18 protein-coding genes and 2 pseudogenes are annotated in these 20,619 nt (G+C 71.7%); 5 read left to right on the plus strand and 15 right to left on the minus strand.

Going from position 1 to position 20,619, the window contains the following annotated elements; all coding sequences use genetic code 11:
* Nucleotides 1-271 precede the first annotated feature (271 nt).
* Nucleotides 272-1,750, minus strand: a complete 1,479-nt coding sequence (locus tag SCK26_RS11285) for a hypothetical protein (protein WP_318201166.1) — start codon at nt 1,748-1,750, stop codon at nt 272-274.
* A gap of 457 nt (nt 1,751-2,207) precedes the next feature.
* On the opposite strand from SCK26_RS11285, the gene SCK26_RS11290 reads away from it, so the two are divergent.
* Nucleotides 2,208-2,864 carry a bifunctional DNA primase/polymerase gene (locus SCK26_RS11290; RefSeq protein ID WP_318201167.1) on the plus strand — a complete coding sequence of 219 codons (657 nt, stop codon included), beginning with the start codon at nt 2,208-2,210 and terminating at the stop codon, nt 2,862-2,864.
* 90 nt (nt 2,865-2,954) lie between these two features.
* On the opposite strand, the gene ftsY is transcribed toward SCK26_RS11290, so the two are convergent.
* The gene (ftsY, locus tag SCK26_RS11295; RefSeq protein WP_318201168.1) at nt 2,955-4,166 is read right to left on the minus strand and encodes a signal recognition particle-docking protein FtsY; all 1,212 of its coding nucleotides are present in this window, start codon (nt 4,164-4,166) and stop codon (nt 2,955-2,957) included.
* Between the two features lie 170 nt (nt 4,167-4,336).
* Here ftsY and SCK26_RS11300 point away from each other — a divergent pair, with 170 nt between their 5' ends.
* Nucleotides 4,337-5,788, plus strand: a complete 1,452-nt coding sequence (locus SCK26_RS11300; RefSeq protein ID WP_318201169.1) for a cytosine permease — start codon at nt 4,337-4,339, stop codon at nt 5,786-5,788.
* A gap of 36 nt (nt 5,789-5,824) precedes the next feature.
* Nucleotides 5,825-6,108: pseudogene (locus SCK26_RS37965) on the plus strand (hypothetical protein); the annotation flags it as partial.
* A gap of 57 nt (nt 6,109-6,165) precedes the next feature.
* On the opposite strand, the pseudogene SCK26_RS37970 reads toward SCK26_RS37965, so the two are convergent.
* From SCK26_RS37970 to SCK26_RS11320, 5 genes and pseudogenes are all read right to left on the minus strand, one after another.
* A pseudogene (locus tag SCK26_RS37970) lies at nt 6,166-6,448 on the minus strand (LLM class flavin-dependent oxidoreductase); the annotation flags it as partial.
* Nucleotides 6,449-6,574: 126 nt separating this feature from the next.
* Nucleotides 6,575-7,993, minus strand: coding sequence for a sugar porter family MFS transporter (locus tag SCK26_RS11305; RefSeq protein ID WP_318201170.1), 1,419 nt, complete (start codon nt 7,991-7,993; stop codon nt 6,575-6,577).
* Between the two features lie 250 nt (nt 7,994-8,243).
* Nucleotides 8,244-11,888: a chromosome segregation SMC family protein gene (locus SCK26_RS11310; RefSeq protein WP_318201171.1), complete on the minus strand. Its 3,645-nt coding sequence runs from the start codon at nt 11,886-11,888 to the stop codon at nt 8,244-8,246.
* 246 nt (nt 11,889-12,134) lie between these two features.
* Nucleotides 12,135-12,338: a hypothetical protein gene (locus tag SCK26_RS11315; protein WP_318201172.1), complete on the minus strand. Its 204-nt coding sequence runs from the start codon at nt 12,336-12,338 to the stop codon at nt 12,135-12,137.
* 380 nt (nt 12,339-12,718) lie between these two features.
* Nucleotides 12,719-13,000 carry an acylphosphatase gene (locus SCK26_RS11320; RefSeq protein ID WP_318201173.1) on the minus strand — a complete coding sequence of 94 codons (282 nt, stop codon included), beginning with the start codon at nt 12,998-13,000 and terminating at the stop codon, nt 12,719-12,721.
* A gap of 158 nt (nt 13,001-13,158) precedes the next feature.
* Between SCK26_RS11320 and SCK26_RS11325 the strand changes: the two genes are divergently transcribed.
* Nucleotides 13,159-14,406, plus strand: a complete 1,248-nt coding sequence (locus SCK26_RS11325) for a CAP domain-containing protein (RefSeq protein WP_318201174.1) — start codon at nt 13,159-13,161, stop codon at nt 14,404-14,406.
* Between the two features lie 44 nt (nt 14,407-14,450).
* On the opposite strand, the gene SCK26_RS11330 is transcribed toward SCK26_RS11325, so the two are convergent.
* Nucleotides 14,451-15,035, minus strand: a complete 585-nt coding sequence (locus SCK26_RS11330) for a flavodoxin family protein (protein ID WP_318201175.1) — start codon at nt 15,033-15,035, stop codon at nt 14,451-14,453.
* Nucleotides 15,036-15,171: 136 nt separating this feature from the next.
* Here SCK26_RS11330 and SCK26_RS11335 point away from each other — a divergent pair, with 136 nt between their 5' ends.
* On the plus strand, nt 15,172-15,567 hold the full coding sequence (locus SCK26_RS11335; RefSeq protein ID WP_318201176.1) for a winged helix-turn-helix transcriptional regulator: 396 nt from the start codon (nt 15,172-15,174) through the stop codon (nt 15,565-15,567).
* On the opposite strand, the gene mutM is transcribed toward SCK26_RS11335, so the two are convergent.
* The 7 genes from mutM to rsmD form a co-directional block, all read right to left on the minus strand.
* Nucleotides 15,540-16,400, minus strand: coding sequence for a bifunctional DNA-formamidopyrimidine glycosylase/DNA-(apurinic or apyrimidinic site) lyase (gene mutM, locus SCK26_RS11340; RefSeq protein WP_318201177.1), 861 nt, complete (start codon nt 16,398-16,400; stop codon nt 15,540-15,542). The genes SCK26_RS11335 and mutM overlap by 28 nt on opposite strands.
* 128 nt (nt 16,401-16,528) lie before the next feature.
* Nucleotides 16,529-17,350: a ribonuclease III gene (gene rnc / locus SCK26_RS11345; protein WP_318201178.1), complete on the minus strand. Its 822-nt coding sequence runs from the start codon at nt 17,348-17,350 to the stop codon at nt 16,529-16,531.
* 19 nt (nt 17,351-17,369) lie between these two features.
* Nucleotides 17,370-17,543: a 50S ribosomal protein L32 gene (rpmF, locus tag SCK26_RS11350; protein ID WP_007493396.1), complete on the minus strand. Its 174-nt coding sequence runs from the start codon at nt 17,541-17,543 to the stop codon at nt 17,370-17,372.
* 2 nt (nt 17,544-17,545) lie between these two features.
* Nucleotides 17,546-18,190 (minus strand): YceD family protein, encoded by a 645-nt coding sequence (locus SCK26_RS11355; protein WP_318201179.1) that lies wholly within the window; start codon nt 18,188-18,190, stop codon nt 17,546-17,548.
* 129 nt (nt 18,191-18,319) lie between these two features.
* The gene (locus SCK26_RS11360) at nt 18,320-19,444 is read right to left on the minus strand and encodes a cell division initiation protein (RefSeq protein ID WP_318201180.1); all 1,125 of its coding nucleotides are present in this window, start codon (nt 19,442-19,444) and stop codon (nt 18,320-18,322) included.
* A 57-nt stretch (nt 19,445-19,501) separates the two neighbouring features.
* Entirely contained in the window at nt 19,502-19,981 is a 480-nt protein-coding gene (gene coaD / locus SCK26_RS11365; RefSeq protein WP_318205981.1) for a pantetheine-phosphate adenylyltransferase, read from the minus strand.
* Between the two features lie 26 nt (nt 19,982-20,007).
* Complete coding sequence (gene rsmD, locus SCK26_RS11370; RefSeq protein ID WP_318201181.1) at nt 20,008-20,595, minus strand: 16S rRNA (guanine(966)-N(2))-methyltransferase RsmD; 588 nt, start codon at nt 20,593-20,595, stop codon at nt 20,008-20,010.
* Nucleotides 20,596-20,619: the final 24 nt, after the last annotated feature.

Raw genomic sequence — 20,619 nt, forward strand, 5'->3', positions numbered from 1 at the left:
TGGGCCGGTTGTGCGCCACGAGACTCGCGCAGCGCGGTTTCGGTTCGAGCCCCTCGTTGTTTCGCCGGGGTGACGAAGGCGCCCTGTGTGTTACGCGTCGATGAAGTGGGAGTTGCCGGGCCGCGCCGATCGTTATCGTGGCGCAACCTTCCGCGGGGCGTCCCCGTGGAGGAACGAACCGGCCGCGGCGGTCCTCTCGACGACCTGGCATGGGGGAGCCGAGTCGGGCAGTTCGGGAGGACCGGCCGCGGCCGGGGCAGGGGTGCCGGGATCAGCCGGCCTCGGCGGCCTCCGGCAGGTCGGCGGCGAGCTTCTCGGAGAGGTCGACGACGGCGGCCAGGTCGCCGTAATCGCGTACGGCCGTGCCGACCGTCTTGCGGATCCGGGTGTTCACCCGTTCGGAGCGGACCTTCTTGGCGACGTCCAGGGCCCGCGCCGCGTACTGCGTGCTGCGCTCGGGCTCGCGCTGGAGCAGGTGCACGGAGGCCAGGCCGATGAGGTTCAGTGCGTACGACCGCTGGTGCACGGAGTCGTCGGCGAACAGTTCCACGGCGCGCCGCATGAGCGGTTCGGCGAGGGAGGCGTAGCTGGGGCTGCGGCCGGCGTTGTAGGCGAGGTCGCGGAAGGAGTGGGAGTTCTCGGCGTACAACTCGGCCTCGGAGAAGAAGCCGATCCAGTCGGGGTCCGGCTCGTCCCACTCGCCGGCCTCGGCGAAGGTGTCCTCGGCCATGCGGACGGCGCGTTTGGTCTTCCCGGGCTGGCCCATGTTGGCGTAGGCGCGGGCCTCCATCGCATACAGCATGGCCTGGGTGCGCGGGCTCGCGCAGTCGCGGCTGCCGTACTGGGCGAGGTGGATCAGTTCCAGGGCGTCGTCGGGCCGGCCGAGGTGGATCATCTGGCGGCTCATGCTGGAGAGGACGTAGGAACCGAGCGGCTTGTCGCCGGCCTCCTTGGCGGCGTGCAGGGCGAGCACGAAGTACTTCTGCGCGGTGGGCTGGAGACCGACGTCGTACGACATCCAGCCGGCCAGTTCGGCCAGCTCGGCGGCGATCTGGAAGAGCTTGCGGGTGGTGGCCTCGGGCTGTGGCTCCTGGAGCAGGTCGGTGACCTCGTGCAGCTGGCCGACGACCGCCTTGCGGCGCAGTCCGCCGCCGCACTGGGCGTCCCACTTGCGGAACATGCGGGTGGTGGACTCCAGCAGGTCCAGCTCGGGCCGGGAGAGCCGGCCGGGCCGGTGCGGGTCGAGCGCGGGGGCGGGGCGGGACGGAGCGGGGGAGCCGGGGGCGGGCACGAGCCAGCGCTGCATGGGCTCGATGAGGGAGGGGCCGGCGGACAGGGCGAGGGAGGTGCCGAGGAAGCCGCGCCGGGCGAGCATCAGGTCGCTGCGGGAGAACTCGCCGAGCAGGGCGACCGTCTGCGGGCCGGTCCAGGGCAGGTCGACTCCGGAGGCGGCGGGCGACTGCCGGGCGGCGCGCAGGCCGAGGTCCTCGACGGAGACCACGCAGCCGAAGCGTTCGGAGAACAGCTCGGACAGGATGCGCGGGATCGGTTCGCGCGGATTCTCGCCGTCGAGCCAGCGGCGCACCCGCGAGGTGTCGGTCGAGATGTGGTTGGCGCCTAACTGGCGTGCCCTGCGGTTCACCTGCCGGGCCAGCTCGCCCTTGGACCAGCCGCTGCGCACGAACCACGAGCCGAGCAGTTCGTTGGGGCGCTTTTCAGCGCTCGTACCGCTACCGCCGTTGCCGCCCACTGGGATGCCCCCATTCCTGAGACCACTTGTCACCTAGTGCGCCAAGCCTTATCAGAATGCCGGTAAATAACGCCTCCTGTCCGGGAGTTCTCACCCTTCGAACGAGCTGCCGACTTGCCTCCGGCATACCCACCGGATGCATGCGCCCCCGTGAACTCGCACACTTAGAGTAATCTCGCGATCACCCATCAGTCACCGGCGCCCCGGAAACGCCACCATTCGCCACCCCTTCGAATGGATACACGATTGACTCCGCGCGATTGACTGGCGGGGGCGGGCGGAAACCCGGCGGAGCGGTGCACTCAAGGGCGCACAAATCCTGTTGTGCCACCCGGTTCGCTCCAAGGCGCCGCATTGACCGCGTGAGCGCGCGGGAAGGCGGAGCCGTAGCGTTACGTTCCGCTTCCGCTTCGTTCCGTGTCGTAACCACCGGCGCGCAGGACCCGTTGGAGGGGGCATGGGCTTCACGATCGGCGGCATCCGCGAGATCCGCTCCGGCACGCGTCGGCGCGGGCGCCTGGCGGAGTGCACCGCCGTCGCCGAGTTCACCGGACTGTGGGGCTGGGACGTGGTGCCGGGCGCGCGGGCCGCCGGGGGCGCCTGCTCGTGCGGGCGGTCCGACTGCCCGGCGCCCGGCGCGCACCCGCTGGAGTTCGCGCCGCCGATCCCCGCCGGGGCCACGCTGGACGAGGTCGGCAAGGCCTGGTCCGAGTTCCCGGGGGCCGCCGTGATGCTGCCGGTCGGCCAGGCGTTCGACGTCATCGAGGTGTCGGAGCCGGTCGGCCGCCGTGCACTGGTCCGGCTGGAGCGGATGGGCCTGCCCCTGGGGCCGGTCACCGCCGCCCCCGACGGCCGCGCCCACTTCTTCGTCTCCCCCGGCGCCGCCGCCGACCTGCCCCGGCTGCTGTACCGCATGGGCTGGGACGACCCGGCCGCGCTGGACCTGCGCGGCCTCGGCCCCGGCACCCACATCACCGCCCCGCCCTCCGACCGCGGCGGCCTCGGCCCGGCACGCTGGCTGCGCCCGCCCGCGCTGGACTCGGCGACGCGGCCTCCGGCGGCCCGGCTGCTGCTGGGGACGCTGGCGTACGTGGCGCACCGGTCACCGGGGTGACCGGTGCGCCGGACACGACGAAGCTCCCGTCCCCGACCGCGTGTCGGGAGCGGGAGCTTCTCGCTGTCACACCGGGACGTTCCCAGGTGCTCAGTCGCCGATCAGCGCGTCCACGAACGCCTCCGGCTCGAACGGCGCGAGGTCGTCCGCGCCCTCGCCGAGCCCGATCAGCTTGACCGGCACGCCCAGATCGCGCTGGACCGCGACCACGATGCCGCCCTTCGCCGTGCCGTCCAGCTTGGTCAGCACGATGCCGGTGATGTCCACGACCTCGGCGAACACCCGGGCCTGCACCAGGCCGTTCTGCCCGGTGGTCGCGTCCAGGACGAGCAGCACCTCGTCCAGCGGCGCGTGCTTCTCCACCACGCGCTTGACCTTGCCCAGCTCGTCCATGAGGCCGGTCTTGGTGTGCAGACGTCCCGCGGTGTCGATCAGCACCACGTCGACGCCCATCTCCTTGCCCTCCTTCACCGCGTCGAAGGCGACGGAGGCCGGGTCGCCGGCCTCGGGACCGCGCACGGTGTGGGCGCCGACGCGCTCGCCCCAGGTCTGGAGCTGGTCGGCGGCGGCGGCGCGGAAGGTGTCGGCGGCGCCGAGCACGACGGTGCGGCCGTCGGCGACCAGCACCCGGGCGAGCTTGCCGGTGGTGGTGGTCTTGCCGGTGCCGTTGACGCCGACGACCATGACGATGCCGGGCTTGCGGCCCTCGGGCTCGGTCTTCACGGTGCGGTCGACATCGGTGCCGACCAGCGTGAGGAGTTCCTCGCGGAGCAGGCCGCGCAGTTCCTCGGGGGTGCGGGTGCCGAGCACCCTGACGCGCTCGCGCAGCCGCTCGACCAGTTCCTGGGTGGGCTGCACGCCGACGTCGGCGGTGAGCAGCGTGTCCTCGATCTCCTCCCAGGTGTCCTCGTCCAGGTGCTCGCGGGAGAGCAGGGTGAGCAGGCCCTTGCCCAGGGCGTTCTGCGAGCGGGACAGGCGGGTGCGCAGCCGGACGAGCCGGCCCGCGGTGGGCTCCGGGATCTCGAGTTCGGGAACCTCGACGGCGGGGCCGGCGGGAGGCTCCTCGACGACGACCGGCGCGGGGCCGCCCGGGAGATCCACCTCCTCGATCGTCCGGCGCGGTTCGTCGCGCGGCGTCTCGGCCTCTTCGCCGACATGCGGCTCGGCCGGGGGCGCGGTGATGTCGGGCGCCTTCGGGGGCGGCGGGGGCAGCGGCTTCCGGCGCCGGCTGCCCACGATCAGCCCGCCGAGCGCGCCGAGCACGACCACGGCGATGACTACAGCAAGGATGACGGTTTCCATAACCCGACCAGTATCGGCCATGGGGTCCCCGAGAACCCCGTTTGTGACTTCCTCCGAGAGACAAAGGCCACTTAACACGAGGACTCGGAGCAAAGTACGATGGTGACACCTCTATCCACGCGCGTAGAGTCCCCCACGTCCCCCTTCCCCCCATGTCAGGCACCCCTTTCATGAGCAAATCCGTCGAGACCGAAGGCGCTCTCGAAACCCGCGGCATCGAGCAGGTTCCCGACCGCGAGCGCACCGCGCGGACCCGGGAACTGTTCCCGACATGGGTCGGCGCGAACATCAGCGTGCTGCTGCTGACCATGGGCGCGAGCCTGGTCGTGGCCTACCACCTGAACATCTGGCAGGCCCTGATCGTGGCCGTGGCCGCGCCGGTCGTGTCGTACGGCCTGGTCGGTCTGATCGGCATCGCCGGCAAGCGGGGCGGCGCGCCCGGCATGGCGCTGTCGCGCGCGGTCTTCGGGCAGCGCGGCAATCTGCTGCCCGGTTCGCTGATCTGGGTCGCGCGCTGGGGCTGGGAGACGATCAACGCGGTGACCGGCGCGTACGCGGTGCTCACCATCCTGGACATCCTGTTCGGCATCAAGGCGAACAGCGTCCTGGACATGGTGACGCTGCTGGTGTTCGTCGTGGCGACCTTCGCCATCTCCGGGCTCGGCATCAACGCCGTGCAGAAGTGCAACAAGTACGCGACGTACCTCTTCGGCGCCTTCTCGGTGCTGGTCCTCGGCTATCTGGTGGCGGACACCGACTGGTCGGAGGTGGCGCACCAGGGCGCCGGCTCCACGGCCTCGGTGATCACCGGCGTCGGCATGATCGCGGCGGGCGGTGTCAGCTGGATCCCGTCCGCGCCGGACTTCACCCGCTATCTGCCGCGTACGGCGTCCTCGAAGGCGATCGTGGGCACGGCGGTGGGCGGTGCCGGTGTCGTCGTGCTGCCGATGGTGCTGATGGGCGCGGTAATGGCGGTCTCCACCCCGGACCTGGCCTCGGCGAGCGACCCGGTGTCCTTCCTGGGCGAGATCCTGCCGACGTGGATCGCGGTGCCGTACCTGTTCATCGCGCTGATCGGCATGCTGCTGATCAACTCGATGTCGATGTACTCGGCCGGCTTCACCGCGCAGACCCTCGGCTTCAAGGTGCCGCGGCACTGGGCGGTGTCGGTGAACGCGGTGATCTCGCTGGTGTTCGGCGGGGTGCTGATGCTGGTGGCGACCAGCTTCATGGGTTCCTTCATCGCCTTCCTGTCGCTGCTGGCGGTCGCCTTCTCCGCGTGGGTCGGCGTGTTCGGCGCGGACATGTTCCGCCGCACCGAGTACGACGGCCGGGCCATGGCCGACACCACCCCCGCCAGCGCCTACTGGTACAAGGGCGGCTTCTCCCCCGCGGCCGTGGCCGCCTGGGCGATCGGCCTGGTGTCGGGGCTGATGTTCACCACCTCCGACTGGTTCACCGGTCCGCTGGCGACGAACAACGTGATCGGCGAGTACGGCCTCGGCTGGGTCGCCACGATCGTGATCTCCGGTGTGCTGTACCTGGCGCTGCCGAAGCCGGTCACGGTCGCGCCGGCCGCGGCCGAAGAGATCGCCGGCCGGCCCGCGACCAGCGGCGCCTGATCCCGGTCGGCCTCCTGATCATCTGACGCACCGTCGCTGACGTCCCCCTCCGCCGAGCCGTACCGGAGGGGGACTTCGCATGCCCGCACGGCCCTACGTTTCGATCTCGTCGGCCCCCGGCGTCCCGCCCGCCGTCCTGTCCGCCCGACCGGGCCGCTGCGGAGACGGCCGTCCACGCCGGCGAGTACGGGATCGCCACCTTGCGGACCGAGGAGCACCACGGTGCGGAGGACACCTGGCCGCCGTCGCCGTTCGTCTTCGCGGGCGCGGTGCCCGGGGCCGTCCGCCGGATCGCGGTGACGGTGCCGGCGGAGGTCGGCCACCGCCGACCTCACCGCCGAGCGGATTCCGCCCAACCCTCGGTGCCGTATTCGGTGAGGGAAGAACGGCGGGCCGAACCGGGCAGTCCGGCGGGCGGCGGCCTTCGAGGAAGCGCCGACCAGCGGCAGGGGGCGCGGGCGGGTGTACGGGCAGGGGTGAGCCGTACTCTGCGGGCCCGGTGCCCGGGTCCGCATCAGCTCGTCCCGGCGCCGGACATCGCGTACTCCTCGGGCCGACAGCCGACCCCGGCCACGATCACCAACCGGCCGTCGGTAGGCCCGGCGCGGCGATGTCCTCCGCCGGCCGCAGCGGGTCGTGCGGCGGGCCGAGCCGGGCGCTCCTGCCGTACGACACCGCCGCCCCGGTCCGGGCGGTGGGCCGGGACGGGGGCGGCGGACGGTTCGAGGAGAGGGGCAGCGGGGACTTGGCCCTTCTCCCCGAGTCTCGGGGGCCTCGCAACGAGGCTCAGCCCATCTCCTCCAGGGACTTGCCCTTCGTCTCCTTGACGAACTTCAGGACGAACGGGATGGAGAGCGCGGCGCAGACGGTGTAGATCACGTAGGTGCCGGAGAGGTTCCAGTCGGCCAGCGACGGGAAGCTCGCGGTGATGGCCCAGTTGGCGATCCACTGCGCGGAGGCGGCGACACCGAGGGCGGCGGCGCGGATCTTGTTCGGGAACATCTCGCCGAGGAAGACCCAGACCACCACGCCCCAGGACAGCGCGAAGAAGAGGACGAACAGGTGCGCGGCGATCAGGGCGACCCAGCCCTGGGTGCTCGGCAGCTTGCCGTCGACCAGGTGGTAGCTGAACGCCCACGCCTCCAGCGCCAGGCCGACGACCATGCCGACCGAGCCGATGAGGGCGAGCGGCCTGCGGCCGATGCGGTCCACGAAGATCATCGCGATCACGGTGCCGACGATGTTGATGATCGAGGTGGTGAAGGAGTAGAAGAACGAGTCCGACGGGTCGACGCCGACCGACTGCCACAGCGTCGAGGAGTAGTAGAACGCGACGTTGATGCCGACGAACTGCTGGAAGACCGACAGGCCGATACCGACCCAGACGATCGGCTTGAAGAAGAAGGAGCCGCCGAGCAGGTCCTTGAAGGACGACTTGTGCTCGCTCTTCATCGCGTGCTCGATCTCGGCGACGCGGGCGTCCAGATCGATGTCCTTGCCCTCGACCTCGGCGAGGATCTCACGGGCGCGCTCGCGCTTGCCGGCGGAGATCAGGAAGCGGGGGGACTCGGGGATCGCGAAGGACAGCATGCCGTAGAGGACGGCCGGGACGACCATGACGCCGAGCATGACCTGCCAGGCTTCCAAGCCCATCAGCTTGCCGCGCTGGTCGCCGCCGGCGGCGTTGAGCAGGCCCCAGTTGACCAGCTGGGAGACGGCGATGCCGACGACGATCGCGGCCTGCTGGAAGGAGCCGAGCCGGCCGCGGTAGGCGGGCGGGGCCACCTCGGCGATGTAGGCGGGGCCGATCACGGAGGCCATGCCGATGGCGAAGCCGCCGATGATCCGCCAGAAGGCCAGGTCCCACAGCGCGAACGGCAGCGCGGAGCCGACGGCGCTGATGGTGAAGAGGGCGGCGGCGATCTGCATGCAGCGGATGCGGCCGATGCGGTCGGCTATGCGGCCGGCGGTCGCGGCGCCGATGGCGCAGCCGATCAGCGCGATCGCGATGACCTGGGCGAGGGCGGCGGAGCCGATGTCGTAACGGTCCCGGATGGCCTCGACGGCGCCGTTGATCACGGAGCTGTCGTAGCCGAAGAGGAAGCCGCCCATGGCGGCAGCCGCCGCGATGAAGATGACGTGCCCGAGATGTTCGGGGTGAGCCGTTCTGGCTCCTGACTGAGGTGCCTGCGCTGTGCTGGTCACGGTGTAACTCCTCGGGCCACGGCAACGCTGCCGGGTGGGGGCGAGCCCTTCCAGGTCTCCAGTGGCGCACACGCGGGGGCCACTTACACCTGAAGGTAAAAGCAACGTTGCAGAGACTATGCCTTCAAGTTTCGAAGTCAATACTTCAACGACTGTGAGTTTTCAGATATGCCTGACGATCTTGCGTTCAAGAACTGAACACCAGGCCGGTCGATCTTCCGGCGATCCCGCTAGTGGATCTTGAAAAGGGCTAGCGCAGCCGCTGGGAGATCACCTTGGAGACGCCGTCTCCTTGCATGGACACGCCGTAGAGCGCGTCGGCGACCTCCATCGTGCGCTTCTGGTGCGTGATCACGATCAGCTGCGAACTCTCCTGGAGCTCCCGCATGATCCCGATCAGCCGCTGGAGGTTGGTGTCGTCCAGCGCCGCCTCGACCTCGTCCATGACGTAGAACGGGCTCGGCCGGGCCTTGAAGATCGACACCAGCAGCGCCACCGCGGTCAGCGAGCGCTCGCCGCCCGAGAGCAGGGAGAGCCGCTTGACCTTCTTGCCCGGCGGACGCGCCTCCACGTCCACGCCCGTGGTGAGCATGTTGCCGGGGTCGGTCAGCACCAGACGGCCCTCGCCGCCGGGGAACAGCCGGCCGAAGACGCCCTCGAACTCCCGGGCGGTGTCCCGGTAGGCCTCGGTGAAGACCTGCTCGACGCGCTCGTCGACCTCCTTCACCACCTGGAGCAGGTCGGCGCGGGTCTTCTTCAGGTCCTCCAACTGCTCGCTGAGGAACTGGTGCCGCTCCTCCAGCGCGGCGAACTCCTCCAGCGCCAGCGGGTTGACCTTGCCCAGCTGCTGGTACGCCCGCTCGGCCGCCTTGAGCCGCTTCTCCTGCTCGGCACGGTCGAAGGGACGGGGCCGGTTGCGCGGGTGGCCGGGGTCCTCGGGGAGTCGTTCGCCGTCGGCGGGGGGCGAGGGCGGCACCGGCTGGTGCGGCCCGTACTCGGCCACCAGCCCCTCCGGTTCGACACCCAGTTCCTCCAGCGCCCTGGTCTCCAGCTGCTCGATGCGCAGCCGCTTCTCCGCTCCTAGTACCTCGCCCCGGTGTACTGAATCCGTCAACTTGTCAAGTTCCGCCTTGAGTTCGCGGCCGGCCGTGCGGGCGGCGGCCAGCTCGCCCTCGCCCCGGGTCTTGGCGGCCTCGGCGGCGGCGCGCTCCTGCTCGGCGCGGGCGAGGGACACCTCCACGTGCGCGAGCAGTTGCCGGGCGCCGGAGGCGACGGCGCCGGCCACGGCCGCCTCGTGGCGCAGCCGGTCCCGGCGCCGCTCGGCACGCGCGCGTGCCTCGCGTTCGGCGCGGGCCGCCCGCTCGAGCGCGTCGGCGCGTCCGGCGAGTCCCTTGACCCGCTCCTCGTGCGTACGGACCTGGAGGCGGGCCTCCATCTCGGTCTGCCGGGCGTTGGCGCCGTCGGCGGCGAGCCGGTCCCGGACGGAGGTGTCCGGTTCCTCCTCCACCGGTGCCTCCGCGGCCACGGCGAGCCGCTCGGCCAGTTCCTCGGCCTCCTGTACGGCCTTGTCCAGCGCCTCCTGCGCGCGGGCCGCCGCCGCGGCCGACCGCTCGGCCTCGCCGGCGGCGCCGCGGGCCTGGCCGGCCAGGCGGCCGAGCCGCTGGGCGACGGCCGACTTCTCCCGGTCGGCGGCGCGGCGCCGCTCGCCGAGTTCCTCCACGACGGCCGCGGCCCGCGCACGGTGCTCGGCCGCCGTGCGCTGCGCCTCGGCCAGCTGCCGGCAGCGGACCTCCAGCTCGGCAAGTTCGGCCGCGGCCTCGTCCACGGAGGCCTGGACCTCCAGCAGGCTCGGAGCACCGGCGGAGCCGCCGTGCGCGATGTGCGCGCCGAGGAGGTCGCCTTCGGCGGTGACGGCGGTCAGACCGGGGCGGGCGTGGATCAGGGTTTCGGCGTCGGCCAGGGTGTCCACGACCACGATGTCCCGCAGGAGGCGGCGGACGGCGGGCATGAGGTCGGCGGGGCCGTGGACGAGGGTGGCGGCGAAGAGGGGGGTGGCGGGGGGCCGGCTGTCCGCGGGTGCGGGGTGGCCGGGTGCGCCGGTGCGGGGTGCTTGGCCGGCGTCGTCGGCTGGTGCGTCGTCGTGGTGGCCCGCGCTCCTGTGGGGCGCTTCCTCCGGAGCGCCCGTCAGGAGGAGGGTGGCTCGGCCGGCGTCCTGTTTGCGGAGGAGGGTGAGGGCCTCGGCCGCTGCCGCGGGGGTGGTGACGGCGAGGGCGTCGGCCGCCGTGCCGAAGGCCGCCGCCAGAGGGATCTCGTAGCCCGGGGTGATCCTAAGGAGTTCCGCGGCCGGGCCGAGGATGCCGGTGAGGCGGTCCCGGGCGCCGAGCAGTGTCCCGGTGCCGTCCTTGCGGCGCAGGCCCAGCGCCAGCGCCTCGTGGCGGGCCCGGGTCGCCGCACGGGTGCGCTCGGCGGCGGTGAGGGCGTCGCGGGCCGCGCTCAGGGCGGCCTCCGCTTCGGCCAGCTCACGCTTGGCCGCCTCGTGCCGCCCGGCCAGGTCGGCGTCGCCCGCGTCCAGGCCGTCGACCTCCGCGCGCAGGGCCTCGTACTCCTCCTGCGCGCCCACCGCCCGCTCCTGCGCCTCGTCGCGGGCCGTGGTCAGCCGGTCGATCTCGGCCTGGGCGGAGGCGACGCGCGAGCGGGCCGCGCCCACCTGCCCGGACAGCCGGGCCAGCCCCTCGCGGCGGTCGGCGATGGCACGGGCGGCGTCCTTCAGCCGGCGCTCCTCCACGGCCAGCTCGTGCTCCAGCTCGGCGCGGTGGGCGACCGTGTCGTCCAGTGCCCGCCGGGCCGCCTCCAGGGCCGCCTCCAGCTCGGCCTCCTGCTCACGGACGCGGGCGGCTTCGCGCTCCAGGTCCTCGGGGTCGCGGCCGCGCCGCTCCTCGGGGGGCGCGGAGGTGGCGCTCTTGACCCGGGCGTCGGCCAGGGAGATCGTGCCGCGGACGCGTTCGGCGAGCTGCGACAGGTCGTACCAGGTCTGCTGGGCGCGCTGGAGGCGCGGAGTGAGCCGGCGCACCTCCTCTTCCAGCAGGGTCTCGCGGTGCAGGGCCTGCCTCAGCTCCCGCTCGGCGCTCTCCTTGCGTTCCTTCAGCGCCGCCTCGTCGGCGATCTCGGCCCGGAGCGCCGCACGCAGCTGTACGAGGTCGTCGGCGAGCAGCCGCAGCCGGGCGTCGCGCAGGTCGGCCTGGATGACGGCGGCCCGGCGCGCCACCGCCGCCTGCCGGCCCAGGGGCTTGAGCTGGCGGCGCAGTTCGTCGGTGAGGTCCTGCACGCGCGCCAGGTTGGCCCGCATCGCGTCCAGCTTGCGGAGCGCCTTCTCCTTGCGCTTGCGGTGCTTGAGGACCCCGGCCGCCTCCTCGATGAAGGCGCGGCGGCCCATGGGATCGGCGTGCAGGACGGAGTCCAGCTGGCCCTGGCCGACGATGACGTGCATCTCGCGGCCGATGCCGGAGTCGGAGAGGAGTTCCTGGATGTCCAGCAGGCGGCAGGTGTCGCCGTTGATCTGGTACTCGCTGCCGCCGTTGCGGAACATGGTCCGCGTGAGGGTGACCTCGGCGTACTCGATGGGCAGGGCCCCGTCGGAGTTGTCGATGGTCAGGGAGACCTCGGCACGGCCGAGCGGCGGACGGCCGGTGGTGCCGGCGAAGATGACGTCCTCCATCTTGCCGCCGCGCAGCGACTTGGCGCCCTGCTCGCCCATGACCCAGCTGAGCGCGTCCACCACATTGGACTTGCCCGAGCCGTTCGGACCGACGACACACGTGATCCCCGGTTCGAAGCGGAGTGTGGTCGCGGAGGCGAACGACTTGAAGCCGCGCAGGGTCAGGGCCTTGAGGTGCACGCCCCTGGACTCTACCCGCCGCGGCCGCCGGCCCGGCCCGCGAACCCTCGCCGCCGCGCGGTTTCGTCATCGGCCACGCAGGGCACACCAGACGTTAAGAAGGTGAAAGGATGCGGGGGAAAGAAGGAAGGGACGCCGAAGCGTCCCTTGCAATTCTGACGACTGGATCGCAGTCGCCGAATCAACTGAGCGGTTGATACGGGCAACCCGATCGTTGCGTCCGCTGTTGTGGAGCTGAGGCAGCGATCAGGTGAGCGCAGGCTCCGCCTGGTGTGCGTCGATGCTCTCCATGATCCTCTCCTGAGAGGCGGCAGCCGCCAGCGCGTCGTTCTCCGCCTGGATCCGTACGATCTCGGACTCCAGGTCCTGCACACGCTGCTGCAGCCGTCGCATCTCGGCGAGGAGTCGAGGGTCGGAGCCGCCGACGTAACCGAGAAGCGCCTTTGCCATGATGGATGGTCCTCCACAATGAGTGACCGACCGATGCGGTTGGGTCGTGAGGGATTCGCACCCGTGGTGCTTGGCACATCCGGGTGTTGCTCTGCTGTTGTTCCATGCCAAACAGCTAAGGTGCGCGGGGCTTTCAGCGTCTCACCAAAAAGTTTGACGGTCAACACGATCACGCCCTGTATTGGAAGGCGAACCGGGTGCACGGCCGCGAACACAGCGGTGCTGCGACTCCTCCGGGGCCTTCAGGGCGTGGCGACCAGCAGTACCTGCGGAGCCTGCCATGCCACGCCCGTCTTGGCAACCACCAGGGCGTTTCCGCTTCCGGCGGGTGCCCGGGGCGGCCCGCCGGAGGCCGGCGCGGGAGGCGTGGCGGACCCCGATCAGCGGATGGCGAAGCCGTCGTAGCCGCCGCGCGGTGTGTCCCAGATCTCTGTCACACCGTCCACGCGTCCGGGCGTGTCGCTGCCCTGGAGCCAGTCCAGCAGCCCTTCGCAGCCCTCGCGCGGCCCCTCCGCGACCACCTGGACCCGGCCGTCGGCCAAATTGAGAGCAAAACCACTCAGCCCGCCGATCTCCAGTGCCCTGGCCCGCGTGAACCAGCGGAATCCCACGCCCTGCACGTGTCCGCGCACCCAGGCGACCAGTCGTACGTCCTCGCTCATGGGTGCAACCTAACCGGCCGGTGTCACCCGGGACACGCCCGCCCCGGCGACATCGGGTACCGTCCGGACCCGGTGAATCGTGGCCGAAACCCACTCGAAGGAGTGGAATGGGTCGGCCGTGCGTACGAGGAACGCGGACGAGGAAGAGGGCAAGGATCATGGGACGCCACCGACGCTCCGCCGCCGGAGGCGACGCCCCCCGGCACGCGCCCGCGCACTTCCCTTCCGGACAACGCCCGATACCCGGGGACATCGGGCCGTATCCGGACCCGGACGCCTACGCCGAGGCCACCGCGAAGGCACAGGCCTATCTGTTCGCGACGGACGAGAACCCGGCGCCGGCCGCCGGGAACGGTTCCGGCCACGAGGGCGGTTCCGGGGGCCGCGAGGGCGGCCCGGGAGCGGTCCGCGGCCGGTCGCGGTGGGTCAAGGCCGTACGGCCGGTGCGCGCCGCCCTGCTCGGAGTGTCCGTCGCCGTCGTCCTCGGCACCATCGCGGTGACCACGGGCGCGGTGCCGGGGCTGGAGCACTACCGGCTCGGCGGCGGTACGCACACCACCGGCGGGGAACGGACGGGGCCCGTGGCCTCACCCGGCAACACGGCGAGCGAGCAGGGCGGCGCCTCGGGCAGCGCCGACGCCGCTCCCCCGGCGGGTTCCGGCGAGGACGGCGGCAGGCGGACCGGCCGGGCACCGAGCGCGCCGGCCGGCACGTCCCCCTCCGGCTCCGCCTCCTCGTCCGCGTCCGTCTCGAAGCCACCGTCCGCCACGCCGTCCCCCTCGCGGACGGCCCCCGGGAAGCGGACGCCGAAGAGCGGTCCGGCCAGGACCCCGGCGACCAGGCCGGCCGAGCCCGCCAAGCCGACCAAGCCGTCCAAGCCCGCCAAGCCCGCCAAGCCGTCCGCGTCCGCCACTCCGGCCAAGCCCGCGCCCGAGCCGAAGCCCACCGCGCCGGAGCCCACCGCGTCCCGTACGTCGGCCCCCGCCACCAAGGCCCCGGCCCCCTCCTCCACCGCCACGGTGGTGCGGGAGGCCGCCGTCGAGGCGGAGGTGCTGAAGCTGGTCAACGACGAGCGGGCGAAGGCCGGTCTCGGCGCGCTGGCGGCGAACTCCACGCTGACCGGGCTGGCCGAGGCGTTCAGTGACGACATGGCCGCGCGGGGCTTCTTCGCCCACACCGACCCCGACGGCCGGACGCCGTGGGACCGGGCCGCGCGGGCCGGGGTCGGCGGTCTCGGCGGTGAGAACATCGGCCGCGGCCAGGCGGACGCGGCGGCCGTGCTGGCGGCCTGGATGGACAGCCCCGAGCACCGCGCCAACATCCTGGACCCCGGCTTCACGACCTTCGGCGCGGGCGTCCACCTCGGCCCGGGCGGCCCCTGGTGGACGCTGGAGTTCGGGTACTAGACGCCGCATCCGGCGACAGAGGGACGGCGGCGGCGCGGCCGGCCTTACGCCGCCGCGCGCCCCACGGCGAAGACCTTCGCCGTCTCCGCCACCCGGCGGCCCAGGTGCTCGGCGGTGGCGATGTCGGCCTTGTGGACGCCCTCGGGGCCCTGGTCGTTGTCGGACTGGGCCGCGGCTCCGGCGAAGAAGCCGAGGCGGTTGAGGTCGTTCTCGGAGGCGGTGCTGCTGTTCCAGCCGGGAAGCAGGCCGAGGCTGACCCAGTGCATGCCGTGCTGGGCGGCGAGCGTCTGGAAGAACTGAAGGGTGTGCAGCTTGTCGCCGCTCTTGGACGCGGAGTTGGTGAAGCCGGCCGCCAGCTTGTCCTGCCAGACCCGGCCGAACCAGCGCTGGGAGGTGGTCTCGGCGAAGACGTGGAACGCGCCGGAGGCGGTGCCCATGTAGGTGGGCGAACCGAAGACGATCGCGTCGGAGCGGTCCAGCGTCTCCCACTGGGCGTCGGTGATCTCGTCCACCTTGATCAGGTGCGCCTCGGCGCCCGCGTCGGCGGCACCGGCGCGGACGGCCTCGGCGAGGACGGCGGTGTGGCCGAAGCCGGAGTGGTAGGCGATGGACACCACGGGCGTGGTCATGAGGACTCCCTGGAAAAGGTGGCGGAAAACGGGCGGCTCGACGTGAGAGCGGCTCGTGAACGGTAACCAAAGGAAAGTACTAACCACGAGTTAGTGCAACCTGGTGGTAAGCGCTGCACGGGCGTACTCTTGGGGTATGACGGCCACCACCCAGGACCACGACGACCTCGCGTACAACGTCTTCGCCAAGGCCTGCCCGTCGCGCGGCACGCTGGAGCACGTCACGGGCCGCTGGGGCGGGCTGACGCTCGGCGCGCTGTACGAGGGATCGCTGCGCTTCAACGAGCTGCGCCGGCGTGTCGACGGGGTGAGCGAGAAGATGCTCTCGCAGACCCTGCACGCGCTGGAGCGCGACGGCCTGGTGCACCGCGAGGCACAGCCGACGAACCCGCCGCGCGTGGACTACGAGCTGACACCGCTGGGCCGCCGGGTCGCCGAGCGGCTGCTGGCGCTCATCCACTGTGTGGAGGGCGCGATGGACGACGTCCTCGCGGCCCGCGCGCACTACGACGGGACGCGCGGCGCCCTCTGACACCTCGGGCAGAAGTAGCTGGACCGGTTCATCCAGGGGCGGCGGCGCATGGGAGTACCGCAGCGCTTGCACGGCAGCCCTTCACGGCCGTACGCGTCCAGGGACCGGTCGAAGTAGCCGGACTCGCCGTTGACGTTGACGTACAGGCTGTCGAAGCTGGTGCCGCCGACGGCGAGGGCCGCGTTCATCACGTCGCGGATGTGGCCGAGGAGTTCCGCCGTGACGGGACGGGTGAAGTGCGCCGTCGGGCGTTCGTAGTGGACGCGGGCGCGCCACAGGGCCTCGTCCGCGTAGATGTTGCCGACGCCGCTGATCAGCGACTGGTCCAGCAGGGCGCGCTTGATGGTGGTCCGCTTGCGGCGCAGCGCCAGGTGGAAGGCCTCGTCGTCGAAGAGCGGGTCCAGCGGGTCGCGGGCGATGTGCGCGATGACGTCGGGCAGACCGGCGGCGGTGTTGTCGTGCAGGGACAGGCCGCCGAAGGTGCGCTGGTCGACGAAGCGGAGTTCGGTGCCGAGCGAGTCGGCGAACCGGACGCGGATGCGCAGGTGCTTCTCGTCCGGCGTGTCATGGGGCTGGACCAGCAGCTGGCCGCTCATGCCGAGGTGGGCCAGGACGGACTGGTCGGTCTCCTCCAGCGGCAGCCACAGGTACTTGCCGCGTCGGCGCGGCGCCCCGATGTGGTGGCCCTTGAGCCGGTGCGCGAAGTCGTCGGGCCCGGCGAGATGCCGGCGCACGGCACGAGGGTGCAGCACCTCGGTCTCGGCGACGGTCCGGTGCGCGATCCAGCGCTCCAGGCCCCGCCGGACGACCTCGACCTCGGGCAACTCGGGCATCGGACTCCCCGTGAGAACCGTACGGACCGGTGGATGGGACGAGCGCCCGTGCCGGCGTGGACGGCCGGACGGGCGCTCGGGGTGCTGCTCGACCGGCACGGGCCGGCGATCCGGCGCGTGCCGCTCGGTCAGGCGGTGGCGGAGGAGGCGTCGCCGCGGTTCAGGGCCTCGTCCGCGGTCTCGCGGACGGGCTCCTTGGCCGCGTTGGCACGCTCGTCCGCCGCGGCCCGGATGGACCGCCAGGCGGACTCGGCGGCCTGCTGCTCCGCCTCCTTCTTGCTGCGGCCGGTGCCGGTGCCGTACGAGACGCCTCCGACGCGGGCGGCAGCAGTGAAGGTCTTCTCGTGGTCGGGGCCGGTCTCCGTGACCAGGTACTCGGGCACGCCGAGCCCCTCGATCGCGGTCAGCTCCTGGAGGGAGGTCTTCCAGTCCAGGCCGGCTCCGAGGTTGGAGGACTTCTCGATCAGCGGGTCGAACAGGCGGTGCACCAGTTCGGAGGCCGCGTCGAGGCCCTGGTCGAGATAGACCGCGCCGATCACCGCTTCAAGGGTGTCGGCGAGGATGGACGCCTTGTCCCGGCCGCCCGTGCCCTCTTCACCCCGGCCGAGCCGGATGAAGGCGCCGAGGTCGAGGCCGCGGCCGACCTCCGCCAGCGCACGCGAGTTGACCACCGCGGCCCGCAACTTGGCCAGCTGGCCTTCGGGCAGGTCGGGGTGGGTGCGGTACAGCGTGTCCGTGACGACGAGACCGAGCACGGAGTCCCCGAGGAACTCCAGCCGCTCGTTCGTCGGCAGGCCGCCGTTCTCGTACGCGTAGGAACGGTGGGTCAGCGCTCGCACCAGAAGGGCGGACTCGACCTGGTAGCCGAGCCGCCCTTCCAGAAGCGTGTGGGACGAGGCCTGCGGACTACCCCCGCGCTGGCGGGGACTAGCTGCTTTCGCGTCTGTCATCGGGCCTCTCACCAGCCACTCAGACTTCGAGGACCTGGCGCTTGTTGTAGGTGCCGCAAGACGGGCACGCGATGTGCTGCAGCTTGGGCTCGTGGCAGCGCTCGCACGCAACCAGGGTGGGGACCGCAGCCTTCCACTGCGACCGGCGGTGGCGCGTGTTGCTGCGCGACATCTTCCGCTTCGGAACAGCCACGGCTACTTCTCCTGCTTCTCGTCGACGCCCGCTTCGGCGCCGCTCATCTCGTCCTTCTCGCCGTCCGTCGTGGTGCCGGCGAGTCCCTGCAAAGCCGCCCAACGGATGTCGACGGCGTCATGATGGTGGTCCGGGTCGTCCGCGAGCCGCACTCCGCATTCGGAGCACAGACCCGGACAGTCGTCCTGGCACACCGGCTGCATCGGCAGTGCGAGCACCACCGCATCGCGCAGCAGAGGTTCGAGGTCGATCAGACCGTCCTCGATGAAGAACCTGTCCTCGTCGTCCTCGGCGTCGTCGCCCGGTTCCGCGATCACGCGGCCCCGGTCGTCGGCGTCAGGGTACGAGAACATCTCCTGGAAATCCGCTTCGAGCTCCAGCCCGACCGGCTCCAGACACCTTACGCACTCCCCCTCGGCCGTTGCACGGGCGGTGCCTGTGACAAGCACCCCTTCCATGACCGACTCGAGGCGGAGTTCGAGCTCCAACGGGCTGCCTTCCGGCACTCCGATGACTCCCGGGATGCCGAGATCCCGCGGAGCGTCGATCTCGCGGGTCAGGCGCTTCAGCGCGCCAGGACGCCGGCCCAGCTCGTGCGTGTCGATCACGAGGGGGTTGCGGTGGTCGAGGCGGGCGTTGGAAGCCATTCCTGCTTTCGATCTGCGAACTCGGAGGGACGCCGCCCGGTGGTGCCCCCGGGCAGCGGTGATCGCGGGCATGCGCGACCGAACAGCCAGGATACTGGACCTTTCGCTCAGCGCCCAATCCGGTGCCGGCTACAGCCCCCGGCCCTGTTCGTACGCCCGCAACTGCTCCGCGCTGATCATGCCGGTGTCGAAGAGGCTGGTCTCGTCCAGGGCGTAGCCCTGCTGGGGCTGGGACCGGTCCTGCGGCTGGTGCGAGGGCTGCTGGGACGGCTGGGACTGGTGGGTCTGCCGGGGTTCGTAGGCGGGCTGGGTGTCGTAGCCCTGGTGGCCGTAGGGGTCCGCCTGTCCGTAGCCGTACGGGTCCTGGGCCGGCGCGTACGCCGGCTGTTGCGGGAAGCCCGGGTAGGGGTCCGGCTGCCGGAGCGGGGCCTCGTCCGCCGGCGGGTAGGCGGCGGCGGGGGCGGGGGTGTAGGCGGGCTGCGGCTCGTACGCGGGCCGGGCCGGCTCGGGCCGCCGCCGTTCCGCGCGGTCGCTGTCCGCGAGGGCCGCGAGGTCGGCGAGGTAGTCGGCGTCGCTGGAGTGCTGGAAGGTCGTGGTGTCGTCGGCGAGCGCGCCGAGGTCGTCGGTGGCGATCCGGCCGTGCAGCTTCTGCCGGCCCCGGCCGACGGCCTCCAGGGTCTTGGCGAGGACCGCCTCGAAGGCGCCGAGCTTGGCGTCCACGTAGGCGTCGGCGTCCCGGCGCAGGGTCTCCGGGTCGTGGCTGCGCTCGGGGGCGTCCTCGTCCGCGTAGCCCTGCTCGTCCAGGCCGGGGCCGGTGCCGAGGAGTTTCTCGCGGCCCCGGCCGACCGAGCCGAGGGTCTTGGTGAGGACGACTTCGAAGTTGGCGAGCTTGGAGTCGACGTAGTCGTCGGCCTCGGCGCGGATCTCCTCGGCCTCCTTGCGGGCCTCGGCCAGGATCCGGTCGGCCTCCGCCTGGGAGCGGCGGGCGATCTCGGTGCCGGAGATCAGCGAGCCGCGCTCGGCGTGCGCGCTCTCGATGATCCGCTCGGCCTCCTGCCGGGCCTGCTCGACCATCTGCTCACGGCCGCCGATCAGTTCCTGCGCCTGGGCGAGGGAGCCGGGCAGCGCCTGGCGCACCTCTTCGAGCATCGCGAGCAGCTCGGCGCGGTTGACCACGCACGACGCCGACATGGGCATGGACCGGGCGCCGGAGACCATGGAGACGATCTCGTCGAGCTTTTTCTGCACGTCCACCTGTGCTCGCCACTCTCTACAGCCGGGTTGGAGACGGACGGGACGACTGTAGCCCCATCAGTCCCTGGCGAGGCGTGTGTTCAGCGCCTGGAGCACCCGCGGCGGCACCAGGTGCGAGACGTCCCCGCCCCAGGCCGCGACCTCCTTGACGAGGGAGGAGGACAGGAAGCTGTAGGTGGGGTTGGTGGGCACGAACAGCGTCTCCACGCCGGTGAGGCCGTTGTTCATCTGGGCCATCTGGAGTTCGTAGTCGAAGTCGCTGACGGCGCGCAGGCCCTTGACGATGGCGGGGATGTCGCGCTGCTTGCAGAAGTCCACGAGGAGGCCGTGGAAGGCCTCGACGCGGACGTTGGCGTACTCGGAGGTGACCTCGCGGATCAGCTCGATCCGCTCGTCGATCTCGAACAGGCCCTTCTTGGACTTGTTGATCATCACCGCGACGTAGACCTCGTCGTACAGACGGGAGGCTCGGGCGATGATGTCGAGATGTCCGTTGGTGATCGGGTCGAACGACCCGGGACAGACGGCGCGGCGCACTTGTGATCCCTCGCTCTCCGGTCCGGTCATCGTGCGTCTTCGCACGTAGAGGCGGCGCGACCGTACCAAAACGTTCCCTCGCCGTAGCGACGGGACCGGATCGCCTCGAAGCCGTCCGGCCAGTGGAATTCGCCGCCTCTGGTGCTGCGCTCCACGGTGACGAGCGCTTGCTCGGCGAGCCAGCCCTCCGAGTGGAGTGTGAGCAGAATCTCGCGAAGATCGCGATCCGTGACGGCGTACGGAGGGTCGAGGAAGACGAGGTCGTAGGGCTCGGCCGGAGGCTCGGCGCGGATGATCTGCTCCGCTTTGCCCGCTCGTACCTCGGCGCCGGGCAGGCCCAGGTTCCGCACGTTCTCGCGGACGGTCCGGGCCGCGCGGGCGTCGGCCTCGACCAGGAGGGCGTGGCCGGCGCCCCGGGACAGGGCCTCCAGGCCCACGGCGCCCGAGCCGGCGTAGAGGTCGAGGACGCGCTCGCCGTCCAGAGGGCCGCCGAGGAGGGACTGCCAGGTGGAGAAGAGACCTTCGCGGGCGCGGTCGGAAGTGGGGCGGGTGCCGGTGCCTGGGGGGACGGCCAGGCGACGTCCGCCGGCTGCGCCGGCGATCACGCGGGTCATCTTCGGTCCTTGGTCGTGGGTCGG

The organism is Streptomyces sp. SCL15-4, from assembly GCF_033366695.1.
Lineage (GTDB): Bacteria > Actinomycetota > Actinomycetes > Streptomycetales > Streptomycetaceae > Streptomyces.